This is a genomic window from Pseudomonas sp. FP597 (assembly GCF_030687435.1).
Lineage (GTDB): Bacteria > Pseudomonadota > Gammaproteobacteria > Pseudomonadales > Pseudomonadaceae > Aquipseudomonas > Aquipseudomonas lactucae.
Map to the genome: position 1 here is coordinate 3,488,271 of NZ_CP117432.1, position 20,947 is coordinate 3,509,217.

Here is a 20,947-nt window from a genome sequence, read left to right on the forward strand (position 1 = left end):
CTTACTTGACCAACCGCTTCTCTTTGGAGGGGCGATATCCGAAATACGAGCTATAGCACTTGCTGAAATGACTCGGCGACACAAACCCGCACGCCACCAGCACTTCCACCTGCGACAGCTCGGTGTGTTGCAACAACCGACGGGCCTCGGTGACGCGCAGTTCCATGTAGTAACGCTGCGGCGTGGTGCCCAGTTGCTCCTTGAACAAGCGCTCCAACTGCCGGCGCGAGCGTCCGGCGTAGACGGCCAGTTGGTCCAGTTCCAGCGGCTCCTCGAGGTTTGCGTCCATCAGCTTCACCACTTCGCGCAGGGGCGCGCTGACGCTGACGTTTTCGGTGGGCTTGATGCGCCGGTAGCGCGACTCTTCGAAAGCCAGGATATCTTCAATGCCTTCGACCAGGGCCTTACCGTGCAGGCTCTTGATCCAATCCAGCGCCATATGGAACGCACCGGATGGGCTTGAAGCGGTCAGGCGGTCGCGGTCGATCACATAAGGTTCGCTGGTGACGTGGGTGGCCTTGGACACTTCGGCCAGCGCCGGGCGATGTTCCGGGTGAATCGCACAGCGATAGTCCTGCAGCAGGCCGGCGCGGCCGAGGAACCAGGCTCCGTTCCACAGCCCGGCCAGGTGGATATCCTGTTCGGCTGCGTTATGCAGCAAGTGGATGAAACCATCGCTGGCCTTGAGTTCGGTACGAAAACCGCCGCAGATGACCAGCAGTTCCAGGTCTTGCAGCGCAACCGCATCCAGACGCGCATCCGGGCGAATCACCAGGCCCAGGTCGCTGATGACTTCACCGTCGTCCCAACCGAAGGTGCGCGAAGCGAACAGCTCGGGACGCAGCAGGTTGGCGGTGACCAGGGTGTCGAGGGTCTGGGTGAACGCAGGCAGGGAAAAATGTTCGAGCAACAGGAAGCCGACGCGGGTCACCGACGTCGGCTGCGAGGTTTCATTGAGGTAGCGCAGGTTTTTGCCTTTCATGCCGCCACTGAATTGACGTCTTTCCATCGAGGGTTGGCCCACTCTTATTGTTGATGCAGTGGGCGTCATCTTAGGGGTAAAAGCGGCGGCTGTCTCAGGCGCTGATCCTGAAGCACAGACAAACGCCCAAGGCCCGCCGCAGAACAGTTGCGAGGCCATCTGATACGGCTTTTTCTTTGTTACCTGCGTCTGTATTGAAATGCCATCGAGGCGGACAATAACCCTATTCCCACTCCCCTTCCCCTCGGAGGCGACATGACCAAGATGGCACTCTTCCTGTTCGGTTTTCTGGTACTGACCATCGGCATCGGCCTGCTGGCGACCATCTCGCCGGTCTAGCGCTTAGCCGGCAAACAACATCGGATACAGCGACAACACCAGCAAACCGGCCATCACCCCATTGAACAGCCTCAGCCAGCGCGGCTCGCGCAGTACATTGCGCAGGCCGCTGCCACAGCCCGCCCACACGCACACACTGGGCAGGTTCACCACGGCAAAGACCAGAGCGATCACCAGCACGTTAGTGACATACCCCTCGGCCGGCGTGTAAGTGGTGATGGCGCCCAACGCCATGATCCAGGCCTTGGGGTTCACCCACTGGAACGCTGCCGCGCCCAGAAAGGTCATCGGTTTTGCGTGCTCATCGTTGCTGTCGGACATGCCCGCCGCCGTGGCGATCTTCCACGCCAGGTACAGCAAATACGCCGCTCCGACATAGCGCAACACCGTATAGGCCCAAGGGAACACCTTGAACACTTCCCCCAGCCCCAGGCCGACTGAAATCACCAGCAGCATGAACCCGATACTGATCCCCAGCGCATGGGGCATCGAGCGGCGGAACCCGAAGTTCACCCCCGAAGCCAGCAGCATGGTGTTATTGGGACCTGGCGTGATCGAAGACACGAAGGCGAACAGCACAAAGGCCGAGAGCAGACTGCTGGACATAAACATGATGGCGCACCCAAACGCTTAGATATGCCTGCGACAGTAGTAGGTTATGTCGCCCGATGGCCCATACAGCCAGGGTCGAATCAAGGCATACACTTCTTCGATAAATAGTTGAGGGGCTTTCACAAACCTTTCACAGACGAGCGCCTAAGGTGAATGCAGCTCCTAGTGAACATCCCCTTTAGCCCGCGCTCCCCAACGCGGGCTTTTCTTTGTGCGGGATTTATCGCAGGCAAAAAACAGGCAGGCCATTGTGCAGGGCCGGCCGCGTTTTCGCCTATTGCTCAACGCGGGTAACGTCCTGGTTGGGTTTGTGTTGTAGTGGGTACACATCAGTGCATCGCGCGAATCAATCGGAGATAAACATGATCAACATTCGTGCGGCGACTGAAGCCGATCTCGACACCTTGCGCGCAGTCGGCTGCGAGACCTACCGGGAGCATTTTTCGACATTGTGGTCTCCCGCAGGCATGCAGGACTTTCTCTCGCAGGACTTCTCAAGCGACTCACTCAGCCGATCGCTTGACCTTCCCGACTGTCATTCGTGGCTTATCGCCTCAGACGAAGATGGCACACCTCTTGGTTTCTCCAAGGTCAACTGGTCCACACCCGCACCCATCACCGGAGAAGCGGGCGCAGAGCTGCAAAAAATCTACTTCCTCAAATCTGCCGCAGGACGGGGCTACGGTAAGCAGCTTTTGCAGTTTATCTGCGACCAGGCGGTGCAGCGTGGCGAGCACTTGCTGTGGCTGGACGTGCTCAAGAGCAATTCACACGCTCAACGGTTTTACCAAGGGTTTGGGTTTCGCCCGATCGGTGAGATTCCGTTCAGTACGGACCTCGCGCAAATCGGAATGGTTGTCATGGGCCTTGAACTGAATCAGCGCCAAGCGGAGCAGTAAATGAAAAAGCTGATACAGGGCCTTGACGGCCCCAGAACCGCGCAGCAGGAACTGTTTTACGACCTGGAGGATGCGGCAGCGATCATCGGTTGGTCGGTGGTTGAGCTGACCGCCATTGCGGCCAATGGCAAGACGCCCAGCGAGACGGCGGCGTTGCTCAAGATGGCTGGGTTGCTGGCAGCGCAGCAGGAAAAACTGGCAGTGTACGCCGGTGAGGCCAAGTCCCAGCGCATTACCCGGTTGTAGTCAAACCCACAACTTTAGGAGCGGGCTTGCCCTGATGTCAGTCAGTTAACGACGAACACTGTACCTGTGGCGAGGGAGCTTGCTCCCGTTGGACTGCGCAGCAGTCCCACTCTTTGTAAACAAAGAGCGAGGGTCGCTTCGCGGCCCGCAAAGTTGCGGAAGTGATGACCAAATCACAGCCAATAAAAAACCCCGTAGACGCTAATCTACGGGGTTTTCAAGAGTGGAGGCCGAGGTCGGAATCGAACCGGCGTAGGCGGATTTGCAATCCGCTGCATAACCATTTTGCTACTCGGCCTCAAACGATCAATGCCCCTGCCGCTGACATTCACCGCATAAAAACTTGAGTGGGCGGTAAAACCCTGCCTCTACTCTAACTCATTGAATACATTGAAGTTTTTAATGCCTCAATGCGTTCGATGGGCGCCATTATGTACTCATTTGCTTTTGCCTGCAACCCCTTGATTTCAAAAATATTTCGCCTTGGCATCAAGGGGTTGCGTGCCTGCCCTATTCCTTGATCGTCGGCCATTTCCGGCGCATCCGCCCCGCCGGTTGAGCGCGAACAACCAAGGAAAATTCAGCGCCGAGCACGGCTTATCCAGCCCGTTGCCTGTGTGACAAAACCGATACCGACAAAATTTCTACATCCGGCACTTCATGATTTCGCTCGCTCGTTCGTCTTATTTCATAAGAGCGCCATCATTTTCCTGATCAGGCTCTGATAAGGAGTTTTGCATGTACAACCCGACAGTGCCCAAGGAAGGACATTCAGCGGCCGCCGATACCCATTTCGGCCGCGACGCGCACGCGCTCGAGCAGTCGCCCGAGCAGCAGGGCAACCAGCGCATTCGGCATTTGCTCAAGTATTTTGGTTTGCGCACCAGCCTGATCCGGCTGAAGGTCATCGACGCCCTGCTCACCGCTGCCGACAACCAGCGCACCCTCGGGGTGCGCGGGGTGCACAGCCATCTGCTGGAGCTGGGCATCCCGTTGTCGTTTCTCAGCGTGCGCGAGGTGCTCAAGCGTCTGTGCAGTGAGGGCGTGATCACCCTCAATGCCGATAAAAGCTACAGCCTCCATGAAGAGGCCGCCAAGGTACTCGAAGGTCGCGCCTGATTCAGAGGGTCGGCTTGACCTTGCGGCGCATGATGCCGTTGATCACCACCACCACGACAGCAATCGCAATAGCGATGTACTGGAAGGTTTTTTCGCTGATTACCCCGGTGTTCTGCAGGTAGGACAGGCCGAACATCGAGCCCAGTACCACCAGGGAGATCAGAATCGAGTATTTCAAGCGTTGCTTTTGAGTCATGACGGGGTTCCTGAACCTTAAGAAAGTAGCCGGACCGCATATTACAGGCGGGAAAACACTTTGGCTCCTACGACATTGCGATTGAGCGTGACGCCGAAGGCACGCCTGTCAGGCCCGACGCTGCAAACCACTGTCCGGCCGCGCGCACAACTCCACCAGCCAATCGACGAACACCCGCACCCGCTGTGACAACTGGCGGTGCGGCGGGTACAGCGCGGTCAGCGCCATCTTAGGCACGGCCAGTTGCGGCAGTACTTCCACCAGGGTGCCCTGTGCCAGCTCCTGGATCGCGTGATAATACGGCGCTTGGATCAACCCATACCCGGCCTGGCAGGCGGCGAGATAACCATCGGAGCTGTTCACCGCCACCCTTTTCGCCAGGTTGACCGCGCGCAGCTCGCCGGCCAGCTGAAACTCCAGGCCAAAACGCTTGCCGCTGACAGTGGAGACATACTCCACCATGCTGTGCCCGGCCAGGTCATCGAGCGTGGCGGGCGTGCCCATGCGCTCGAGGTAGTCGGGGCTGGCCAGGGTCAGTTGGTCCATCATCGCCAATGGCCGCGCCACCAGTGATTCATCCAGCGCCAGGCCACCGCGCAGTACGCAGTCCACCCCTTCACGAATCAGGTCGACCGGACGGTCGTTCAGGCCGATTTCCAACTCGATCTGCGGGTAACGCGCAGTGAACGTCGGCAATGCGGGAATCACCAGAAAACGGCCGATGCCCGACGGCATATCAATGCTCAGCGTACCTCGCGGGTTGCGCCGGCTGGTGGAAAACACCGCTTCGGTTTCTTCCAGGTCCGTCAGCAACTGCACGCAACGCTGGTAATACGCCGCGCCATCCAACGTCGGATTGACCTGGCGGGTCGTGCGTTGCAACAACTGCACGCCAAGGTGCGCCTCCAATTGTTTGATCAGGACAGTCACCGAAGCACGCGGCAGTTGCAGGCTGTCAGCCGCCTTGGCGAACCCGCCCAGCTCGACAATACGGGTGAACACACGCATCGCATTGAAACGGTCCAAGGACGATTGCTCCATTTATTATTTAGAAATCATGAACAGTGATAGCGGTTTTAGCCTGTTTATCCCGGTTTTGTCGAGCGTGACAATGGGCGCCTACTTCACACGGAGCAACACCATGCACACTCGTCAACTCGGTAAAAACGGCCCATCTGTTTCCGCCATCGGCCTCGGCTGCATGGGCATGACCGATTTCTATACGCCAGGCAGCGACACCACTGAAGCCACCGCCACCCTGCACCGCGCATTGGAGCTTGGCGTCAACTTCCTCGACACCGCCGACATGTACGGCCCGCACACCAACGAACAACTGATCGGTAAAGCCATTGCCGGCAAGCGCGACCAGGTGTTCCTGGCGAGCAAGTTCGGCATCGTGCGCGACCCGGCCAACCCGGCGCTGCGCGGGGTGAATGGCCGCCCGGAGTACATCCGTGATTCCATCAACGGCACCTTGCAACGCCTTGGCGTGGACACGCTGGACTTGTACTACCAACACCGCATCGACCCTGAAGTGGCCATCGAAGAAACCGTCGGCGCCATGGCCGAACTGGTGCGGCAGGGCAAAGTACGCTACCTGGGCCTGAGCGAAGCCTCGGCCGCCACCCTGGAGCGCGCGCACAAGGTGCACCCGATCAGTGCCCTGCAAAGCGAGTATTCGTTGTGGAGCCGTGACCAGCAATACAACGGCTGCCTCGCGACGTGCCAGCGCCTGGGTATCGCGTTTGTACCCTACAGCCCACTAGGCCGGGGTTTTCTCACCGGCGCGCTGAAAAGCCCGGATGACTTCGGCGCCGATGACTACCGCCGCTTCAGCCCACGTTTCCAAGGCGCGAATTTCGCGAAAAACCTCGAACTGGTAAAGCAGGTACAAACCCTCGCGGCCGACAAAGGCGTGACGGCCGGGCAACTGGCGCTGGCCTGGGTGTTGGCGCAAGGTGACTACATCGTGCCAATTCCCGGGACCAAGCAGCGCAAATACCTGGAAGAAAACGTGGCTGCCACATCGATCACCCTCAGCCCCGCAGAGTTGGCTGCGCTGGATGCGATTTTCCCCGCCGATGCAACGGCGGGCCTGCGCTACCCCGAAGAAGTCTTGGCCATGCTGGATATCTGAAACGGCCGTCGGAGCGCCACTGGTCGGCGCTCCGTCTTTTCTGCACCATCGTACCTAAAGCTCCTCCTCGCCAAGCCGATAGCCCTTCGAAGCTCTAACAAAGCCGCGTCGACAATAAACGCTTCGTAAGGACGGCCCCATGCCCCCACTGCGCTCCATCCAAGCCCGCTATACCCTGTTTCTGGTGCTGTTCGTCCTGGTGCTGCTGGTGTTGACTGTCGTCGGTATCGGCCAGTTGGTCGCCCCCACGCTCAGGCACACCGAAGAGCAGGTGGTGCTCAACCGCATTGCCGAAGTGGCCGAACAGATCAAGGGCGAACTGAACAAGGTTCAAGCCCAGCAACGCACCATCACCCAAACCATCCCGTTGCTCGACAGTGACGCCATCGACAAGGTCCTGCCTGGCCTGGTCGATCAATACGGCGAGCTGAAAGTCTTCGGTGGCGGTATCTGGCCGTTGCCCAACCAGCGTACGCCGGGACGCAACAAACACAGCACCTTCTGGCACCGCGATGCCTCGGGCAAGCTGGCCGTGAACACCTTCTGGAACAGCGACCCCGCGCCCAATTACTACGACCAGAGCTGGTACAAGGGCGGCCTCGCCTCCCCGCGCGGTCAATGCGCCTGGGCCGCGGCCTACAAGGACGACGCCAGCCAGGAGCCGCGCACCAACTGCGCCATGGCGATCCAGCGTGACGGCGCAGCCTACGGCGTGGCCACCATCGACGTGACCCTGGGCTTTTTCAACGACCTGGTGGCCGCCAAGGAAAAAGACATCGGCGGGCAGATGCTGATCGTCGAAGGCGACGGCAAGATCATCAGCAACAGTACCCGCCTGAGCAGCCCGGTGGTGTTGAAGAACATCAGCGAACTGACCGCCACTTCAGCGTTTGCCGCCCAGGTCAGCCAGGCCCTGGCCAATCGCGACAAAGGCCTGCAACGCAGTGAATTCGATAACGGCGGCGTGGCCAGCACCTTCTACATGCGTCCCATCGAAGGCACGCCGTGGTTCCTTGCCACCGCCCTGCCCACTTCGTTGATCACCGCCCAGCGCGATGACGTGCTCGGCAGCCTGGCCCTGTTGCAGATCCCCATGGTGCTGATGCTGGTGCTGCTGGCGGCGTATGCGATCCGCCAGTTGGTGCAGCGTATGAAAACCCTGAAAGCCAATATCGACGCGCTGTCTACCGGCGATGCCGACCTCACGCGACGCATCACCATTCGCGCCGAAGACGAGCTGGGCGCGATCGGGCATTCGGTGAACCGTTTTATCGTCTATCTGCAAGACATGATCGGTGAAGTGACCCAGGCCACCGGCGCCATGTCGTCGGGGCTTGAGCAATTGCAGCGGACCTCGGCGCACACCAACCAGATCCTGGTGCGCCACGCCTCGGAAACCGACCAGACCGTCACCGCCATCACCGAGATGAGCTCCACCGCCGACAACGTTGCGCAAAATGCGGCCGAGACGGCATCGTTCACCCAGCGCGCCAATGAACATGCCGACCGCTCCCGGGTGGTGGTAGGCGAAGCGTCCACCAGCGTCAGCGCCTTGATCGGCGAAGTCGCCAGTGCCACTCACACCGTGGAAAACATGCGCCAGGATGCCGCGCGCATCACCGAGACCCTGGGCGTGATCGGCGCGATTGCCGGGCAGACCAACCTGTTGGCGCTTAACGCCGCGATTGAAGCGGCACGCGCCGGCGAGCAGGGTCGCGGCTTTGCGGTGGTCGCCGACGAAGTGCGCGCCCTGGCGGCACGTACCCAGGCCAGTACCTCCCAGATCAACGAGATGCTGGCGCGCCTGACCACCGGTGTGAGCTCTTCGGTGGCCGCGATGGAAAACACCCAGGCCAGCTGCCAGTCGGCGGCGGATGCCACGGCACGAGTGAACACCGGCCTGGATGAAATGGCCGGTTCGGTGAGCCATATCAACAACCTCAGCACCCAGATCGCCACCGCCGCCGAACAACAAAGCGCAGTGACCGAAGAGATCAACCGCAGCATGGTGCAGATCCGACAGATGGTCGAAGAGCTGGTTGAAAGCGGCCATGCCACTGAAACCAATACGCAAAGCCTGCTGGATGCCAACGGCCGGGTGATTGCATTGATGAGCCGCTTCAAAGTTCGCTGAAAAATTGCCTGGAGACTCCCGTGCAATGCGCGGGAGTCGGACTATTCTCACAGCTCCTAGTCGCTACACAGGAGGTGTGCCATGCCCGCTGTCGAGCAGTCGGTCCGCTTGGAGCAGGTCAGTCAGGAACGCTATATCCAGGCGCCCATCGAGGCTGTCTACGACTATGTGACCCAACCGGATCGCTGGCATGAATGGCACCCCACTTCCCTCGGTGCCGACACCGGCGCCGGCGGCTCCCTCCCCGTCGGCGCACGCTTTACCGAAATGATCGACCTGCTGGGTATCCGCGTGCCCATGAGCTACCGCGTACAGATCGCCCGGCGTCCCGAAGAGTTCAAGACCGTCTTCACGTCTCTGGCCGTCGACGGCTCGATTCATTATTTCCTGCAAGCACATAGCGACGGCACGCTGTTCAAGCGTGTGCTGACCTATGAAACCGAATTGCAATTGGCCAGCCTGCATGAGCGCATGATCCAACTGTCGGCCGTTGCGCTGGACCGGCTCAAGCACCGCCTGGAACACCCACCCTTCGCATCAATTTGAAACATTACCGCTGCGCCTCACGCATAAAAGCAGGGAGAATGCCGGGCTTACTGCACGGTATTGGATGAAGACTCAATGAAAACCCCAATGCGATTGGCCCTGCTTTCAGCATTGTTCACCACCACCCTGGCCCAGGCCGCCGAATTGATCCCCATCGACGTCCATCGCGACGCCAACTGTGGCTGCTGCAAAAAGTGGATCAGCCATCTGCAAAGCAACGGTTTCAAGGTCAACGACCATGTCGAAGCCGACATGAGCGCGGTCAAGCAACGCCTGGGCGTGGCGCCGCGCCTGGGTTCTTGCCATACGGCGGTGATCGACGGCAAATTCGTCGAAGGCCACGTACCCGCTGAACAGGTGCTGGCGTTGCGCAAGCGCGATGACCTGCTGGGCCTCGCCGTGCCCGGTATGCCCATGGGTTCGCCGGGCATGGAGGTAGAAGGTCGCAGCGAAGCCTATCAAGTCATCGGCCTGACGCGCGAAGGCCAGGATGTGGTGGTGGCGCAATACCCGGCGCACTGATCGGTGCTGACGGGGTACCTGGGGCTTTTCCTCGCGGCCTTCGGCGCCGCGACACTGCTGCCACTGCAGTCGGAAGCCGTGCTGGTCGGCCTGTTGCTCAGTGGGCATTACAACCTGTGGTGGCTGCTGGGCATCGCCACCCTGGGTAATGTGCTGGGCTCGCTGGTCAATTGGTGGCTGGGGCGCTGGGTCGAACACTTCAAGGCGCGGCGCTGGTTCCCGGTGAGCGACAAGCAGCTTGAAAAAGCCCGTCACCATTACCAGCGCTGGGGGCACTGGACGCTGTTGCTCAGTTGGGTGCCGATCATCGGCGACCCGCTGACCTTGGTGGCGGGCGTGATGCGCGAGCCGTTGTGGCGGTTTGTGCTGCTGGTGACATTGGCCAAAGGTTTACGCTACGGCGCGCTTGCTGCCGTGACCTTGCAGTGGGTGTTAATCCCCCGTTAATCCTCTGTCAACAGCATCCGAGTCCCCCCTTTTCGGAGCGTCGAACCATGCCACTATTGCGCAGTGTTTGTTTCGCCGGGCTGCTGACGGCCAGCGCCGCCCCGGTCCTCGCCGCCACCTACGGCCCACAACTGCAAGGCTTCCAATACCCTTACCCGCTCAAACATTTCACCTTCCAGTCCCAGGGCCAGTCCCTGCAGATGGGCTACATGGACGTACCGGCCACCGGTAAACCCAACGGCCGCAACGTGGTGCTGATGCACGGCAAGAATTTTTGCGGCGCCACCTGGGAAGGTTCGATCAAGGCGCTCAGCGACGCCGGTTACCGAGTGATCGTGCCGGACCAGATCGGCTTCTGCACCGCCAGCAAACCCGAGCATTACCAGTACAGCTTCCAGCAGTTGGCGCTCAACACTCACCAGTTGCTGGAAAAGCTCGGCGTTCAAAAAGCCACGCTGCTGGGCCACTCCACCGGCGGCATGCTCGCCACCCGCTACGCACTGATGTATCCGCAGCAGACCGAACAGCTGGCCATGGTCAACCCCATCGGCCTTGAAGACTGGAAAGCCCTGGGTGTACCGACCCTAAGCGTTGACCAGTGGTATCAACGTGAACTGAACGTCAGTGCCGAGGGCATACGCAAGTACCAGCTCAACACCTATTACGTCGGGCGCTGGAAGCCCGAGTACGAGCGTTGGGTGGACATGTATGCAGGCCTGAGCAACGGCCCCGGGCACACACAGGTCGCCTGGAACTCGGCGTTGATTTACGACATGATCTTCACCCAGCCGGTGTACTACGAGTTCAAGAACCTGCAGGTGCCGACCCTGCTGCTGATCGGCACCGCCGACAACACCGCCATCAACAAGGACATAGCGCCGCCGGCGGTCAAGGCCAGGCTCGGCAACTATGCGGTTCTGGGCAAACAGGTCGCCAAGCTGATTCCCCATGCAACCCTGGTGGAATTCCCAGGCCTGGGGCATGCACCGCAGATGGAAGAGCCGGAAAAATTCCATGCGGCGCTGTTACAGGGTTTGAACGCCCTTTAATCCAACCTTATTCGAGGCACGCGTGAATGTCGGTACAGATCGCAGTGATTGATGATTGGCAACAGGTGGCCAGTGGCGTGGTGGACTGGTCAGTGCTGGCGTCGGTGGGCCAGGTGCACTTCCTGCACGATTACCCGGCGGATACCGCCACCCTGATCGAGCGATTGCAAGGCTTCGAGGTGATTTGCGTGATGCGCGAGCGCACAACCTTCGACCAAGCACTGCTGCAAGGCTTGCCCAACCTCAAGCTGCTGGTGACCGGCGGCATGCGCAACGCGGCCATCGATATTCCCGCCGCCAAAGCGCTGGGCATCCGGGTCTGCGGCACCGACAGCTATAAACATGCCGCTCCGGAACTGACCTGGGCACTGATCATGGCGTCCACCCGCAACCTGCTCGCCGAGGCCAACTCGCTCAGAGCGGGCAACTGGCAGGTGGGGTTGGGCGGCGACCTGCACGGCAAGACCTTGGGCATCCTCGGCTTGGGCAGCATTGGCCAGAAGGTCGCGGCGTTCGCCCAAGTGTTCGGCATGCGCGTGATTGCCTGGAGTGAAAACCTCACGCCGGAACGTGCGGCGGCGGTGGGCGTGACCTGGGTCAGCAAGCAGGCGTTGTTCGAACAGGCCGACATCCTGACCATCCACCTGGTGCTGAGCGAGCGCAGCCGCGGCCTGGTGGACGCCGAGGCCCTGGGCTGGATGAAACCCAGCGCAAGGTTGATCAATACCGCGCGCGGGCCGATTGTGGATGAACCGGCGCTGGTCAGGGCGCTGCGGAGCGGTCGGCTGGCGGGGGCTGCGCTGGACGTTTATAGCGATGAGCCATTACCGGCCGATCACCCATTCCGCCGCTTGCCTAATGTGCTGGCCACACCCCACGTTGGCTATGTGAGCGAGCAGAATTACCGGCAGTTCTACCAGCAGATGATCGAAGATATTCAAGCCTGGGCGAATCAAACGCCCGTGCGCGTGCTCGGCTGACGCACCCATTCAGTGCATTGCGCACCGATGAGGTGAACATGACCTTCGCTGCATGAGCCGGCTTACTGTGGTGAACAGGCTTATTGTGGCGAGTAAGCAGGACTATTGTGGTGAGCAGGCTTGCCCTGCGCTGGGCTGCGAAGCAGCCCTAAGATAGACAACGCTGATCGAACTGGTGCACCGGATGGGCCATTTTGGGCGCGCGGCGCAGGGCAAACCTGCTCACTACAGACAGCGCGCTAAAAATCGGTGCATCTCCGGTTACAAGTTTTTTGTCCTACAAAAATCTCGCATAAACCCTACGGTCGCTGGGATCTGTCCTAGACTCATGACCGATGGGTCCGTTCCAAAACAAAAACCCCGCAAAAAAACTAAACTTTTCAACTCGGCCTCAGGTCAAGTTTTAAGGCAAGGCGAGCACACCGCGATACACGCTACATGCCCGTCCATCCAATCTTTTTGAGCTAACCGTGCAACTGGCATACGCCTTGCCAGTTTGTAATGCGCCTGTGCGCTTGGCCGCAGGAAGCGGTCATCGGAGCTAATGGCAGCGGGCCATTAGCCGACCAACACGTGGAGAGAACTATGATCAGTGCCGCAGCAAGTATTCAGGGAGAACGTGTTATTCAGCCAGTTGGCGGGTCGACCTCGTTGGTTGATCTCAACACGGTGCGGCCGGTGTCCAGTCATAACCCCAATCGAAAGAAAGTGCTGTTTGTCACCTCCGAGTTTGCCGATCTGGTAAAAACCGGCGGGCTGGGCGACGTTTCCGCCGCCCTGCCCCGCGCCATGGCGCATCTGCATGATGTGCGCGTGCTGATCCCCGGTTACCCGCAGGTGATGGAAAGCGACAATCCGATCCATATCATCGGCGAGCTGGGTGGCCACGCCGCACTGCCGCCGTGCAAGATCGGACGCATGGACCTCAAGGACGGCCTGGTCATCTATGTGTTGATCTGCCCCGAGCTGTACGAGCGCGAAGGCACACCCTACGGCGCCAACAATGGCCGCGACTGGCCCGACAACCATATCCGTTTCGCCCGCCTGGGCCTCGCCGCCGCCGACATCGCCGCCAACCTGGCGCAGATCCATTGGTGCCCGGACCTGGTGCACGCCCACGACTGGCCCGCCGGCCTGGCCCCGGCGTACATGCACTGGCGTGGGTCACGCACACCGACGCTGTTCACCATTCATAACCTGGCCTATCAGGGCGTGGTCAGCCTGGCCTCGACGCCGGAGCTGGGGATTCCACCCCATGCCTTGCAACAGGAAGGCATGGAGTTCTACGGCAAGATGTCGTTCCTCAAGGCCGGCATGGCGTACTCCAGCCATATCACCACCGTGAGCGCCACCTACGCCCAGGAAATCACCACCCCGGAATTCGGCTGCGGCCTTGATGGTTTTCTTGCCGCCAAGACCCAGCAAGGCCTGCTCAGCGGCATTCCCAACGGCATCGATGAAAGCTGGGAAACCTCCACCGACTCGCACCTGATCCACAACTTCAATATCGGCGACTGGGACGGCAAGGCGGTCAACGCTGCCCATGTGCGCGAACTGTTCGGTCTGCATGACTCCACCGGCCCGCTGTTTGCGGTGGTGTCGCGCCTTGTTTACCAGAAGGGCCTGGACCTGACCGAAGCGGTCGCCGGTTTTATCGTCGAGAACGGCGGCCAGATCGCGATCATCGGCCGTGGCGAGCCGGAAGAAGAGCAAGCCATGCGTGAACTGGCCCTGCGCTATCCAGGCCAGGTGGGCGTGCGCATCGGCTTCAACGAGACCGATGCACGCCGCATGTTCGCCGGCAGCGACTTCCTGCTGATGCCATCGCGTTATGAGCCCTGCGGCTTGAGCCAGATGTACGCCCAGCGCTTCGGTTCACTGCCGGTCGCGCGCAACACCGGGGGCCTGGCCGACACCATCGAAAATGGCGTCACAGGGTTCCTGTTCAATGAATCCACGGTGCAAAGCTACGAAGAAGCGCTGAGTCGCGCCTTCAAGGTCTTTGCCTTCCCCGGCTTGCTCAACGCCATGCGTTGCCGCGCCATGACCCAGCCCTTCAACTGGAGCCAGGCCGTGGAACCCTACGCCGAACTGTATGAGCAACTCGTGGCCAAGGCACTGGGGAAACAAGCCAAGTAATCAAGGGAGGTCTCTATAGATGCCGTTACGGACTCTGGAAACCTGGCCCCACGGCGCAATCATGCTGGACGCGCAACACACGCGTTTTGCCTTGTGGGCGCCAGACGCGTTTTATGTCAGCGTTGAATTGGAAGACGGTAGATCCATCGCCATGCTGCCTCAGGCGGATGGCTGGTTTGAAGTCGAAATAAAGTGCCCGGCGGGCACCCGCTATCGCTACAACATCGACGGGGAAAAGGATGTCCCCGATCCCGCGTCCCGGGCCCAGGCCTCGGACGTGCATGGCTGGAGCCTGGTGGTCGACCCGCTCGCCTACACCTGGCAACACGCCAACTGGCAAGGGCGCCCGTGGCACGAAGCGGTCATCTACGAACTGCATGTCGGCGCGCTGGGGGGCTACGCCGAGGTCGAGAAACACCTGCCACGCTTGGCCGAGCTGGGCGTCACCGCAATCGAACTGATGCCGTTGGCGCAGTTCCCGGGCGAACGCAACTGGGGCTACGACGGGGTTCTGCCGTACGCACCGCAGTCCTCCTACGGCACGCCGGAACAACTCAAGCACCTGATCGACAGCGCCCACGGGCATGGTCTGGCCGTGATCCTCGACGTGGTCTACAACCACTTCGGGCCGGACGGCAATTACCTGGGCCAGTACGCCCAAGGGTTCTTCCAGGAAGACGTGCACACGCCCTGGGGCGCGGGCATCGACTTCAACCGCCGCGAGGTGCGCGATTTCTTTCTCGATAACGCCTTGATGTGGCTGTTGGAGTACCGCTTCGACGGCTTGCGCCTGGACGCCGTGCACGCCATCGACAATCCCGATTTCCTGCAGCAGTTGGCGCATCGGATGCGTCAGCAGGCCGACATCGGCCGGCATGTCTGGCTGGTGCTGGAAAACGAGCTGAACCAGGCCAGTCTGCTGACGCATGATTTTGACGCGCAGTGGAACGACGACTTCCACAACGTATTGCACGTATTGCTCACCGGCGAAACGGATGCCTATTACAGCGACTTCGCCCAAGACCCTACCGCCAAACTGGCGCGCTGCCTGGGCGAAGGATTTATCTACCAGGGCGACGCCACCCGCCATGGCCATGCTCGTGGCGAACCCAGTGGGTCATTGCCGCCCACGGCCTTCGTGGCCTTTTTGCAGAACCACGACCAGATCGGCAACCGCGCCCTCGGCGAACGCCTGCATCAGCTCTGCTCGCCCGCCGCGCTCAAGGCTGCGACCACGCTGTTGTTGATGTCACCCATGATCCCCCTGATGTTCATGGGCGATGAGGTCAACGCCAGTGAGCCCTTCCTGTTTTTCACCGATCACCACGGTGAACTGGCCGAAGCGGTACGCGAAGGCCGGCGCAATGAGTTTGCCGACTTCGCCGCGTTCCATGACCCCGAGCGACGCGAACGCATTCCCGATCCCAACGCCCTGGCCACCTTCAAGCAGTCATGCCCGGTGTTTGCCGACAACGAACACACGCAGCTTTATCGCCACCTGCTGAGCCTGCGTCACCAGCACATCGTGCCGTACTTGCCCGGCAGCGTGGCATTGGGTGCCCAGGTCCTGGCGCAGGGCGCGGTCAGGGCGCGCTGGCGCCTGGGCAACGGCAGCCAGTTGCAGATCGACCTCAACCTCAGCCCCGCGGCCCTCGAGCACCCAGCGTCCGGCGCAGTTCTATTTCAGGCGCCTGCCGAGCAAGGCGCGCAACTGCCGCCCTACAGCGCACGCGTCACCCTATCCCCTGTTGGAGAGCACTCTTGAGCGAAGCGAACCTGGAAATTCTCGCCAGCCGAGCGGGCCTGGCGGTCGACTGGATCGACGCCAACGGCCGCCCGCAACGTGTGACACCCGATGCCCTGCGCGCGGTCCTCAAAGGCCTCGGCCACCCGGCCGATACCGATGCCGAGATCGACGCAAGCCTGCGCGAACTGGAGCAGGCGCGCCACGCCAAACAGCTGCCGCCCCTGATGACCGTCGACAGCGGTCAGGGCCTGGAGCTGGCGCACTATTTCGAGCCCGACACCCAGTGCCGGGTCTGCCTGGAAAACGGTGAAACCCTGGAGCTGCGGCTGGACGGCGATGCGGTACTGCCCGGCGTGATCGCCCTTGGTTATCATCAGGTGCACATCAAGGACCAGACCTTCACCCTGGCCGTCGCCCCCACCCACTGCCACAGCGTGGCCGAAGCGGTCGACAGCAGCCCCGCCCGCGCCTGGGGCCTGAGTGCGCAACTCTACTCTCTGCGCCGCCTGGGCGATGGCGGCTTCGGCGATACCCTGGCCCTGGAGCACCTGGTACGCGCCGCCGCCGAACGAGGGGCCGATGCCCTGGCGATCAGCCCGATGCACGCGATGTTCAGCGCCGACACCGGGCGCTACAGTCCGTATTCGCCATCCAGCCGCTTGTTTCTCAACAGCCTGTATGCCTCGCCCGCGTGCATCCTCGGCGAGCGCGAAGTGCGCAACGCCATCGACGCCCTCGGCCTGACGGACGAATTGCACACTCTGGAACAACACAGCCTCATCGACTGGCCTGCCGCCGCCGCCGCCAAGCAACGCCTGCTGCGCGCCTTGTATGAAGATTTCCGCCACGGTCATCACCCACAACATGCCGACTTCCTGAGCTTCCGCCAGGCCGGCGGTGAAGCCCTGGAAAACCATTGCCGCTTCGAAGCCATTCAAACCGCACGCGCGGCGGCGGGCGAAGACCTCGACTGGCGTCACTGGCCCGAGGAATGGCGCAACCCACAGAGCCCCGCACTGGCGCAGTTCGCCGACGCCAACCGCGATGAGATCGGCTATTTCGCCTTTACCCAATGGCTGATCGCCCGTTGCCTTGAACGCGCCCAACAAGCGGCCAAGGGCAGCGGCATGGGCGTCGGCCTGATCGCCGACCTGGCCGTGGGCGCCGACGGTGGCGGCAGCCAAGCCTGGAGCCGCCAGGATGAACTGCTGGCCGACCTGACCGTGGGCGCGCCACCGGACATTCTCAACCGCGCCGGCCAAGGCTGGGGCATCTCCGCGTTTTCGCCCGAGGGCCTCAAGCGCAATGGTTTTCGCGCCTTCATTGAAATGCTGCGGGCCAACTTCGCCCACGCCGGGGGGTTGCGCATCGACCACGTCATGGGCCTGCAGCGCCTGTGGGTGATCCCCATGGAGGCCTCGCCCCGCGAAGGCGCCTATCTGTATTACCCGGTAGATGACCTGCTGCGGCTGCTGGCCCTGGAGTCCCATCGTCACCAGGCCATCGTCCTGGGCGAAGACCTGGGCACGGTGCCGGACGGCCTGCGCGAAAAACTCAGCAGTCGTTCGATCCTGGGCATGCGCGTGCTGCTGTTCGAACAAGGCCACGACGGCCAGTTCAAGCCGATCCTCGATTGGCCGGACAACGCCCTGGCCACCACCAGTACCCACGATTTACCGACACTCAACGGTTGGTGGCACAGCCGCGATATCGACTGGAACATCCAGCTCGGCCTGATCGATGCACCCACCGTGGAGCAATGGAGCGAGCACCGCCTGCGCGAACGCCAGGCGCTGCGCCAGGCCTTGAGCCAGGATCCGCAGAACTTCGTCGATGAAATCCGTAACGAAACCGACCATATGATCGACGCCAGCGTGCGCTACCTGGGCCACACCCGTGCGCCGCTGGTGCTGTTGCCGTTGGAGGATGCCCTGGCGGTGGAAGAACAAGCCAACCTGCCCGGCACCACCGATACCCATCCCAATTGGCGCCGGCGCCTGGCGGGCGAGGCCTCCAGCCTGCTCGACAACGCCGGCGCCGCGCGCCGCCTCGAACTGCTGGCCGTCGCGCGCAACCAAGCCTATGAGCGTGACCGATGAACGCACTGCCCCTGCGCGCCACCCAGCGCCTGCAATTCCATAAAGGTTTCACTCTCGACGATGCGGTGCCGCTGGTGCCGTACTTTGCCCGCCTGGGCATCAGCCACCTGTACGCATCACCGTTGCTCAGCGCCCGCGCGGGCTCCATGCACGGCTACGACGTGGTCGACCCCACCCGCGTCAATCCGGAACTGGGCGGCGAGGCGGCATTGCGGCGCCTGGTCGCAACGCTGCGTGAACATGACATGGGGTTGATCCTCGATATCGTCTCCAACCACATGGCCGTGGGCGGCGCCGATAACCCTTGGTGGCTGGACCTGCTGGAATGGGGGCGCTTGAGCCCGTACAGCGAATTTTTCGACATCCAGTGGCACTCCCCCGACCCGCTGCTCAAGGGCCAACTGTTGATGCCGTTCCTGGGCAGCGACTACGGCGAAGCCCTGCAAAGCGGCACGCTGAGCCTGAAATTCGATGCCGCCCAAGGCGCGTTCCACGTTGACCATTACGAGCACCGATTCCCGATCTGCCCACGGGATTACGCCTTGATCCTGGGCAGCGACGAATCGCTCAAACCCTTGGCCGATCGGTTCGCGGCCCTCGCCTATCAAGACGATGCCTATGCCGAAGCCGCCTGGCTCAAACAGGCCCTGGCCGAACGTGCCACCGAAGTGTTGCCGGCCATCGAACAGCGCCTGGCCGCGTTCGATGGCCGTCAGCCGGAAGGTTTCCAGCGCCTGCATCATCTGTTGGAGCAACAGAGCTACCGCCTGGCCAGCTGGCGCACGGCAGCGGACGATATTAACTGGCGGCGCTTCTTCGACGTCAACGAACTGGGCGGCTTGCGCGTGGAGCGCAGCGCCGTGTTCGAAGCCACCCATGGCAAAATCTTCGAGCTGATCAGCCAGGGCCTGGTGGATGGCCTGCGCATCGACCATATCGACGGCCTGGCCGACCCGCGTGGTTACTGCCGCAAGCTGCGACGCCGGGTGGATGCTCTCTCGCCCGAACGGCATTTGCCGATCTTTGTCGAAAAAATCCTCGGCGAAGGCGAGACCCTGCGTGAAGACTGGCAGGTGGACGGCACCACCGGCTACGAATTCATGAACCAGCTGTCCTTGCTGCAACACCACCCGGACGGTTTTGCCCCACTGGCCGAACTGTGGACGCGCCACAGCGAACGGCCCTCGGCCTTTATCGAAGAAGCCCGACTGGCGCGTCAGCAAATCCTCAATGGTTCGTTGGGCGGCGACTTCGAAAGCGTGGCACAGGCGCTGCTGCAGGTGGCCCGCGATGACGTGATGACCCGCGACCTGACCCTGGGCGCGATCCGCCGCGCCTTGCAGGAGCTGATCGTGCACTTCCCGGTGTACCGTACCTATATCAGCGCGCACGGCCGCAGCGCCGATGACGACAAGGTCTTCCGGCAAGCGCTCGAAGGTGCGCGCGGCACCTTGAACGAAGGCGATTGGCCGGTGCTTGACTACCTGGAACAATGGCTCGGCGGCCAGCCCTGGCGTCATCGCCCGGTGGGGCGCGAGCGCAAGATGCTCAAGCATGCCTGCGTGCGCTTCCAGCAACTGACCTCGCCCGCCGCCGCCAAGGCGGTGGAAGACACCGCGTTCTATCGCTCGGCGGTGCTGCTGTCGCGCAACGACGTGGGCTTCAGCACCGAACAGTTCAGCGCGCCGCTGGCCGAGTTCCACGCGGTCAATCAGCAACGCTTGAAGGCGTTCCCGGACAACCTGCTGGCCACCGCCACCCATGACCACAAGCGCGGCGAAGACAGCCGTGCGCGCCTGGCGGTGCTCAGTGAATGCGCACCGTGGTACGCCGAGCAGGTTGAGCACTGGCGCACCCTCGCCCAACCGTTGCGCGAGGACGCGAGCGCGCCGTCGGCCGGCGATGAACTGATCCTCTATCAGGTGCTGCTGGGCAGTTGGCCGCTGGACCTGACCGACGACTTCACGGGTTACCAGCAACGCCTCTGGCAGTGGCAACAGAAAGCCCTGCGCGAAGCCAAGTTGCAAAGCAGCTGGAGCGCGCCCAACGAAGCCTATGAACAGGGCGTCGAACGCTTCCTGTCGCGCCTGCTGCTCAGCGTCGAGGGCCAGCCGTTGCGCACGGCCCTCGCCGCTGCCGCCCAGGTGATTGCCCCGGCCGGCGCGCTCAATAGCCTGGCGCAATCCTTGCTTCGAATGACCGTGCCGGGTGTACCCGACCTGTACCAGGGCGCTGAGTACTGGGACTTCAGTCTGGTGGACCCGGACAACCGGCGTCCGGTGGATTTCAACGCGCGGCAACACGCGTTGAACACGCCACCAGACCTCGGTGAGCTGTTATTCAACTGGCACGACGGGCGCATCAAACAGGCCTTGATTGCCCAGGTGCTGGCCTTGCGCAAGGCCCATCCCGGGCTGTTTCGCAACGGCGCCTATACGCCGCTGGAGGTGGTCGGCCAACACGCCGAACACGTGGTTGCGTTCTACCGTGAACACCAGGGCAAACGGCTGCTGGTGGTGGCGCCGCGCTGGCCCCACCGCCTGCTTGCAAACGGTGTGCATCCGCGCATCACTGCGCAGGTTTGGGGCGATACCCGGCTCAAATTACCGTTCGCCGCACCAACTCAACACTGGAAGGGACTTTTTCACACAGGTGCAGTCACACCAGACAAGGAGCTGTTGATCAGCACTGCCCTGGGGGATTTCCCGGTCAATGTCTTTATCAATCCTGATGATCAAGAAAGCTGAAATTCTC

The 20,947-nt window shown here is 61.6% G+C and carries 19 protein-coding genes and 1 tRNA gene; 14 read left to right on the forward strand and 6 right to left on the reverse strand.

What is annotated here, in order from left to right; all coding sequences use genetic code 11:
- Window position 1 precedes the first annotated feature (1 nt).
- Together PSH66_RS15980 and PSH66_RS15985 are read right to left on the reverse strand one after the other, a co-directional pair.
- Window positions 2-982, reverse strand: a complete 981-nt coding sequence (locus PSH66_RS15980; protein ID WP_305429619.1) for a GlxA family transcriptional regulator — start codon at window positions 980-982, stop codon at window positions 2-4.
- A 342-nt stretch (window positions 983-1,324) separates the two neighbouring features.
- Window positions 1,325-1,933, reverse strand: coding sequence for a LysE family translocator (locus tag PSH66_RS15985; protein ID WP_003174168.1), 609 nt, complete (start codon window positions 1,931-1,933; stop codon window positions 1,325-1,327).
- A gap of 362 nt (window positions 1,934-2,295) precedes the next feature.
- Between PSH66_RS15985 and PSH66_RS15990 the strand changes: the two genes are divergently transcribed.
- Together PSH66_RS15990 and PSH66_RS15995 are read left to right on the forward strand one after the other, a co-directional pair.
- Window positions 2,296-2,832, forward strand: a complete 537-nt coding sequence (locus PSH66_RS15990) for a GNAT family N-acetyltransferase (RefSeq protein ID WP_305427195.1) — start codon at window positions 2,296-2,298, stop codon at window positions 2,830-2,832.
- Window positions 2,833-3,078 (forward strand): hypothetical protein, encoded by a 246-nt coding sequence (locus tag PSH66_RS15995; RefSeq protein ID WP_003174170.1) that lies wholly within the window; start codon window positions 2,833-2,835, stop codon window positions 3,076-3,078.
- A gap of 224 nt (window positions 3,079-3,302) precedes the next feature.
- Here the strand turns inward: PSH66_RS15995 and PSH66_RS16000 are convergent.
- Both PSH66_RS16000 and PSH66_RS16005 read right to left on the reverse strand, forming a co-directional pair.
- Window positions 3,303-3,376, reverse strand: a tRNA-Cys gene (locus tag PSH66_RS16000).
- Between the two features lie 75 nt (window positions 3,377-3,451).
- Window positions 3,452-3,610 carry a hypothetical protein gene (locus PSH66_RS16005; protein WP_003174171.1) on the reverse strand — a complete coding sequence of 53 codons (159 nt, stop codon included), beginning with the start codon at window positions 3,608-3,610 and terminating at the stop codon, window positions 3,452-3,454.
- A 206-nt stretch (window positions 3,611-3,816) separates the two neighbouring features.
- Here PSH66_RS16005 and PSH66_RS16010 point away from each other — a divergent pair, with 206 nt between their 5' ends.
- Complete coding sequence (locus PSH66_RS16010; protein ID WP_305427196.1) at window positions 3,817-4,197, forward strand: fe2+ zn2+ uptake regulation protein; 381 nt, start codon at window positions 3,817-3,819, stop codon at window positions 4,195-4,197.
- A gap of 1 nt (window position 4,198) precedes the next feature.
- Here PSH66_RS16010 and PSH66_RS16015 read toward each other — a convergent pair whose 3' ends face one another.
- Window positions 4,199-4,393, reverse strand: a complete 195-nt coding sequence (locus tag PSH66_RS16015) for a hypothetical protein (RefSeq protein WP_003174173.1) — start codon at window positions 4,391-4,393, stop codon at window positions 4,199-4,201.
- Window positions 4,394-4,501: 108 nt separating this feature from the next.
- Window positions 4,502-5,419: a LysR family transcriptional regulator gene (locus PSH66_RS16020; RefSeq protein WP_141063914.1), complete on the reverse strand. Its 918-nt coding sequence runs from the start codon at window positions 5,417-5,419 to the stop codon at window positions 4,502-4,504.
- Window positions 5,420-5,534: 115 nt separating this feature from the next.
- Here PSH66_RS16020 and PSH66_RS16025 point away from each other — a divergent pair, with 115 nt between their 5' ends.
- From PSH66_RS16025 to PSH66_RS16075, 11 genes are all read left to right on the forward strand, one after another.
- On the forward strand, window positions 5,535-6,530 hold the full coding sequence (locus PSH66_RS16025; RefSeq protein WP_305427197.1) for an aldo/keto reductase: 996 nt from the start codon (window positions 5,535-5,537) through the stop codon (window positions 6,528-6,530).
- Between the two features lie 139 nt (window positions 6,531-6,669).
- Complete coding sequence (locus PSH66_RS16030; protein WP_003174176.1) at window positions 6,670-8,664, forward strand: methyl-accepting chemotaxis protein; 1,995 nt, start codon at window positions 6,670-6,672, stop codon at window positions 8,662-8,664.
- Window positions 8,665-8,745: 81 nt separating this feature from the next.
- Complete coding sequence (locus PSH66_RS16035) at window positions 8,746-9,210, forward strand: SRPBCC family protein (RefSeq protein ID WP_305427198.1); 465 nt, start codon at window positions 8,746-8,748, stop codon at window positions 9,208-9,210.
- Between the two features lie 75 nt (window positions 9,211-9,285).
- Window positions 9,286-9,732 carry a DUF411 domain-containing protein gene (locus tag PSH66_RS16040; protein ID WP_305427199.1) on the forward strand — a complete coding sequence of 149 codons (447 nt, stop codon included), beginning with the start codon at window positions 9,286-9,288 and terminating at the stop codon, window positions 9,730-9,732.
- 3 nt (window positions 9,733-9,735) lie between these two features.
- Window positions 9,736-10,179, forward strand: coding sequence for a YqaA family protein (locus PSH66_RS16045; RefSeq protein ID WP_003174179.1), 444 nt, complete (start codon window positions 9,736-9,738; stop codon window positions 10,177-10,179).
- Window positions 10,180-10,226: 47 nt separating this feature from the next.
- Entirely contained in the window at window positions 10,227-11,228 is a 1,002-nt protein-coding gene (locus PSH66_RS16050; protein ID WP_141063918.1) for an alpha/beta fold hydrolase, read from the forward strand.
- 26 nt (window positions 11,229-11,254) lie between these two features.
- The gene (locus PSH66_RS16055; RefSeq protein ID WP_305427200.1) at window positions 11,255-12,208 is read left to right on the forward strand and encodes a D-2-hydroxyacid dehydrogenase family protein; all 954 of its coding nucleotides are present in this window, start codon (window positions 11,255-11,257) and stop codon (window positions 12,206-12,208) included.
- A gap of 585 nt (window positions 12,209-12,793) precedes the next feature.
- The gene (glgA, locus tag PSH66_RS16060; protein WP_141063920.1) at window positions 12,794-14,347 is read left to right on the forward strand and encodes a glycogen synthase GlgA; all 1,554 of its coding nucleotides are present in this window, start codon (window positions 12,794-12,796) and stop codon (window positions 14,345-14,347) included.
- 19 nt (window positions 14,348-14,366) lie between these two features.
- The gene (gene treZ / locus PSH66_RS16065) at window positions 14,367-16,112 is read left to right on the forward strand and encodes a malto-oligosyltrehalose trehalohydrolase (RefSeq protein ID WP_305427201.1); all 1,746 of its coding nucleotides are present in this window, start codon (window positions 14,367-14,369) and stop codon (window positions 16,110-16,112) included.
- A complete protein-coding gene (gene malQ, locus PSH66_RS16070) occupies window positions 16,109-18,193 on the forward strand; it encodes a 4-alpha-glucanotransferase (protein WP_305427202.1) in 2,085 nt (694 codons plus the stop codon). Before treZ ends, malQ begins: the two co-directional genes overlap by 4 nt.
- Window positions 18,190-20,940, forward strand: coding sequence for a malto-oligosyltrehalose synthase (locus PSH66_RS16075; protein ID WP_305427203.1), 2,751 nt, complete (start codon window positions 18,190-18,192; stop codon window positions 20,938-20,940). Before malQ ends, PSH66_RS16075 begins: the two co-directional genes overlap by 4 nt.
- The last annotated feature ends 7 nt before the right edge of the window (window positions 20,941-20,947 follow it).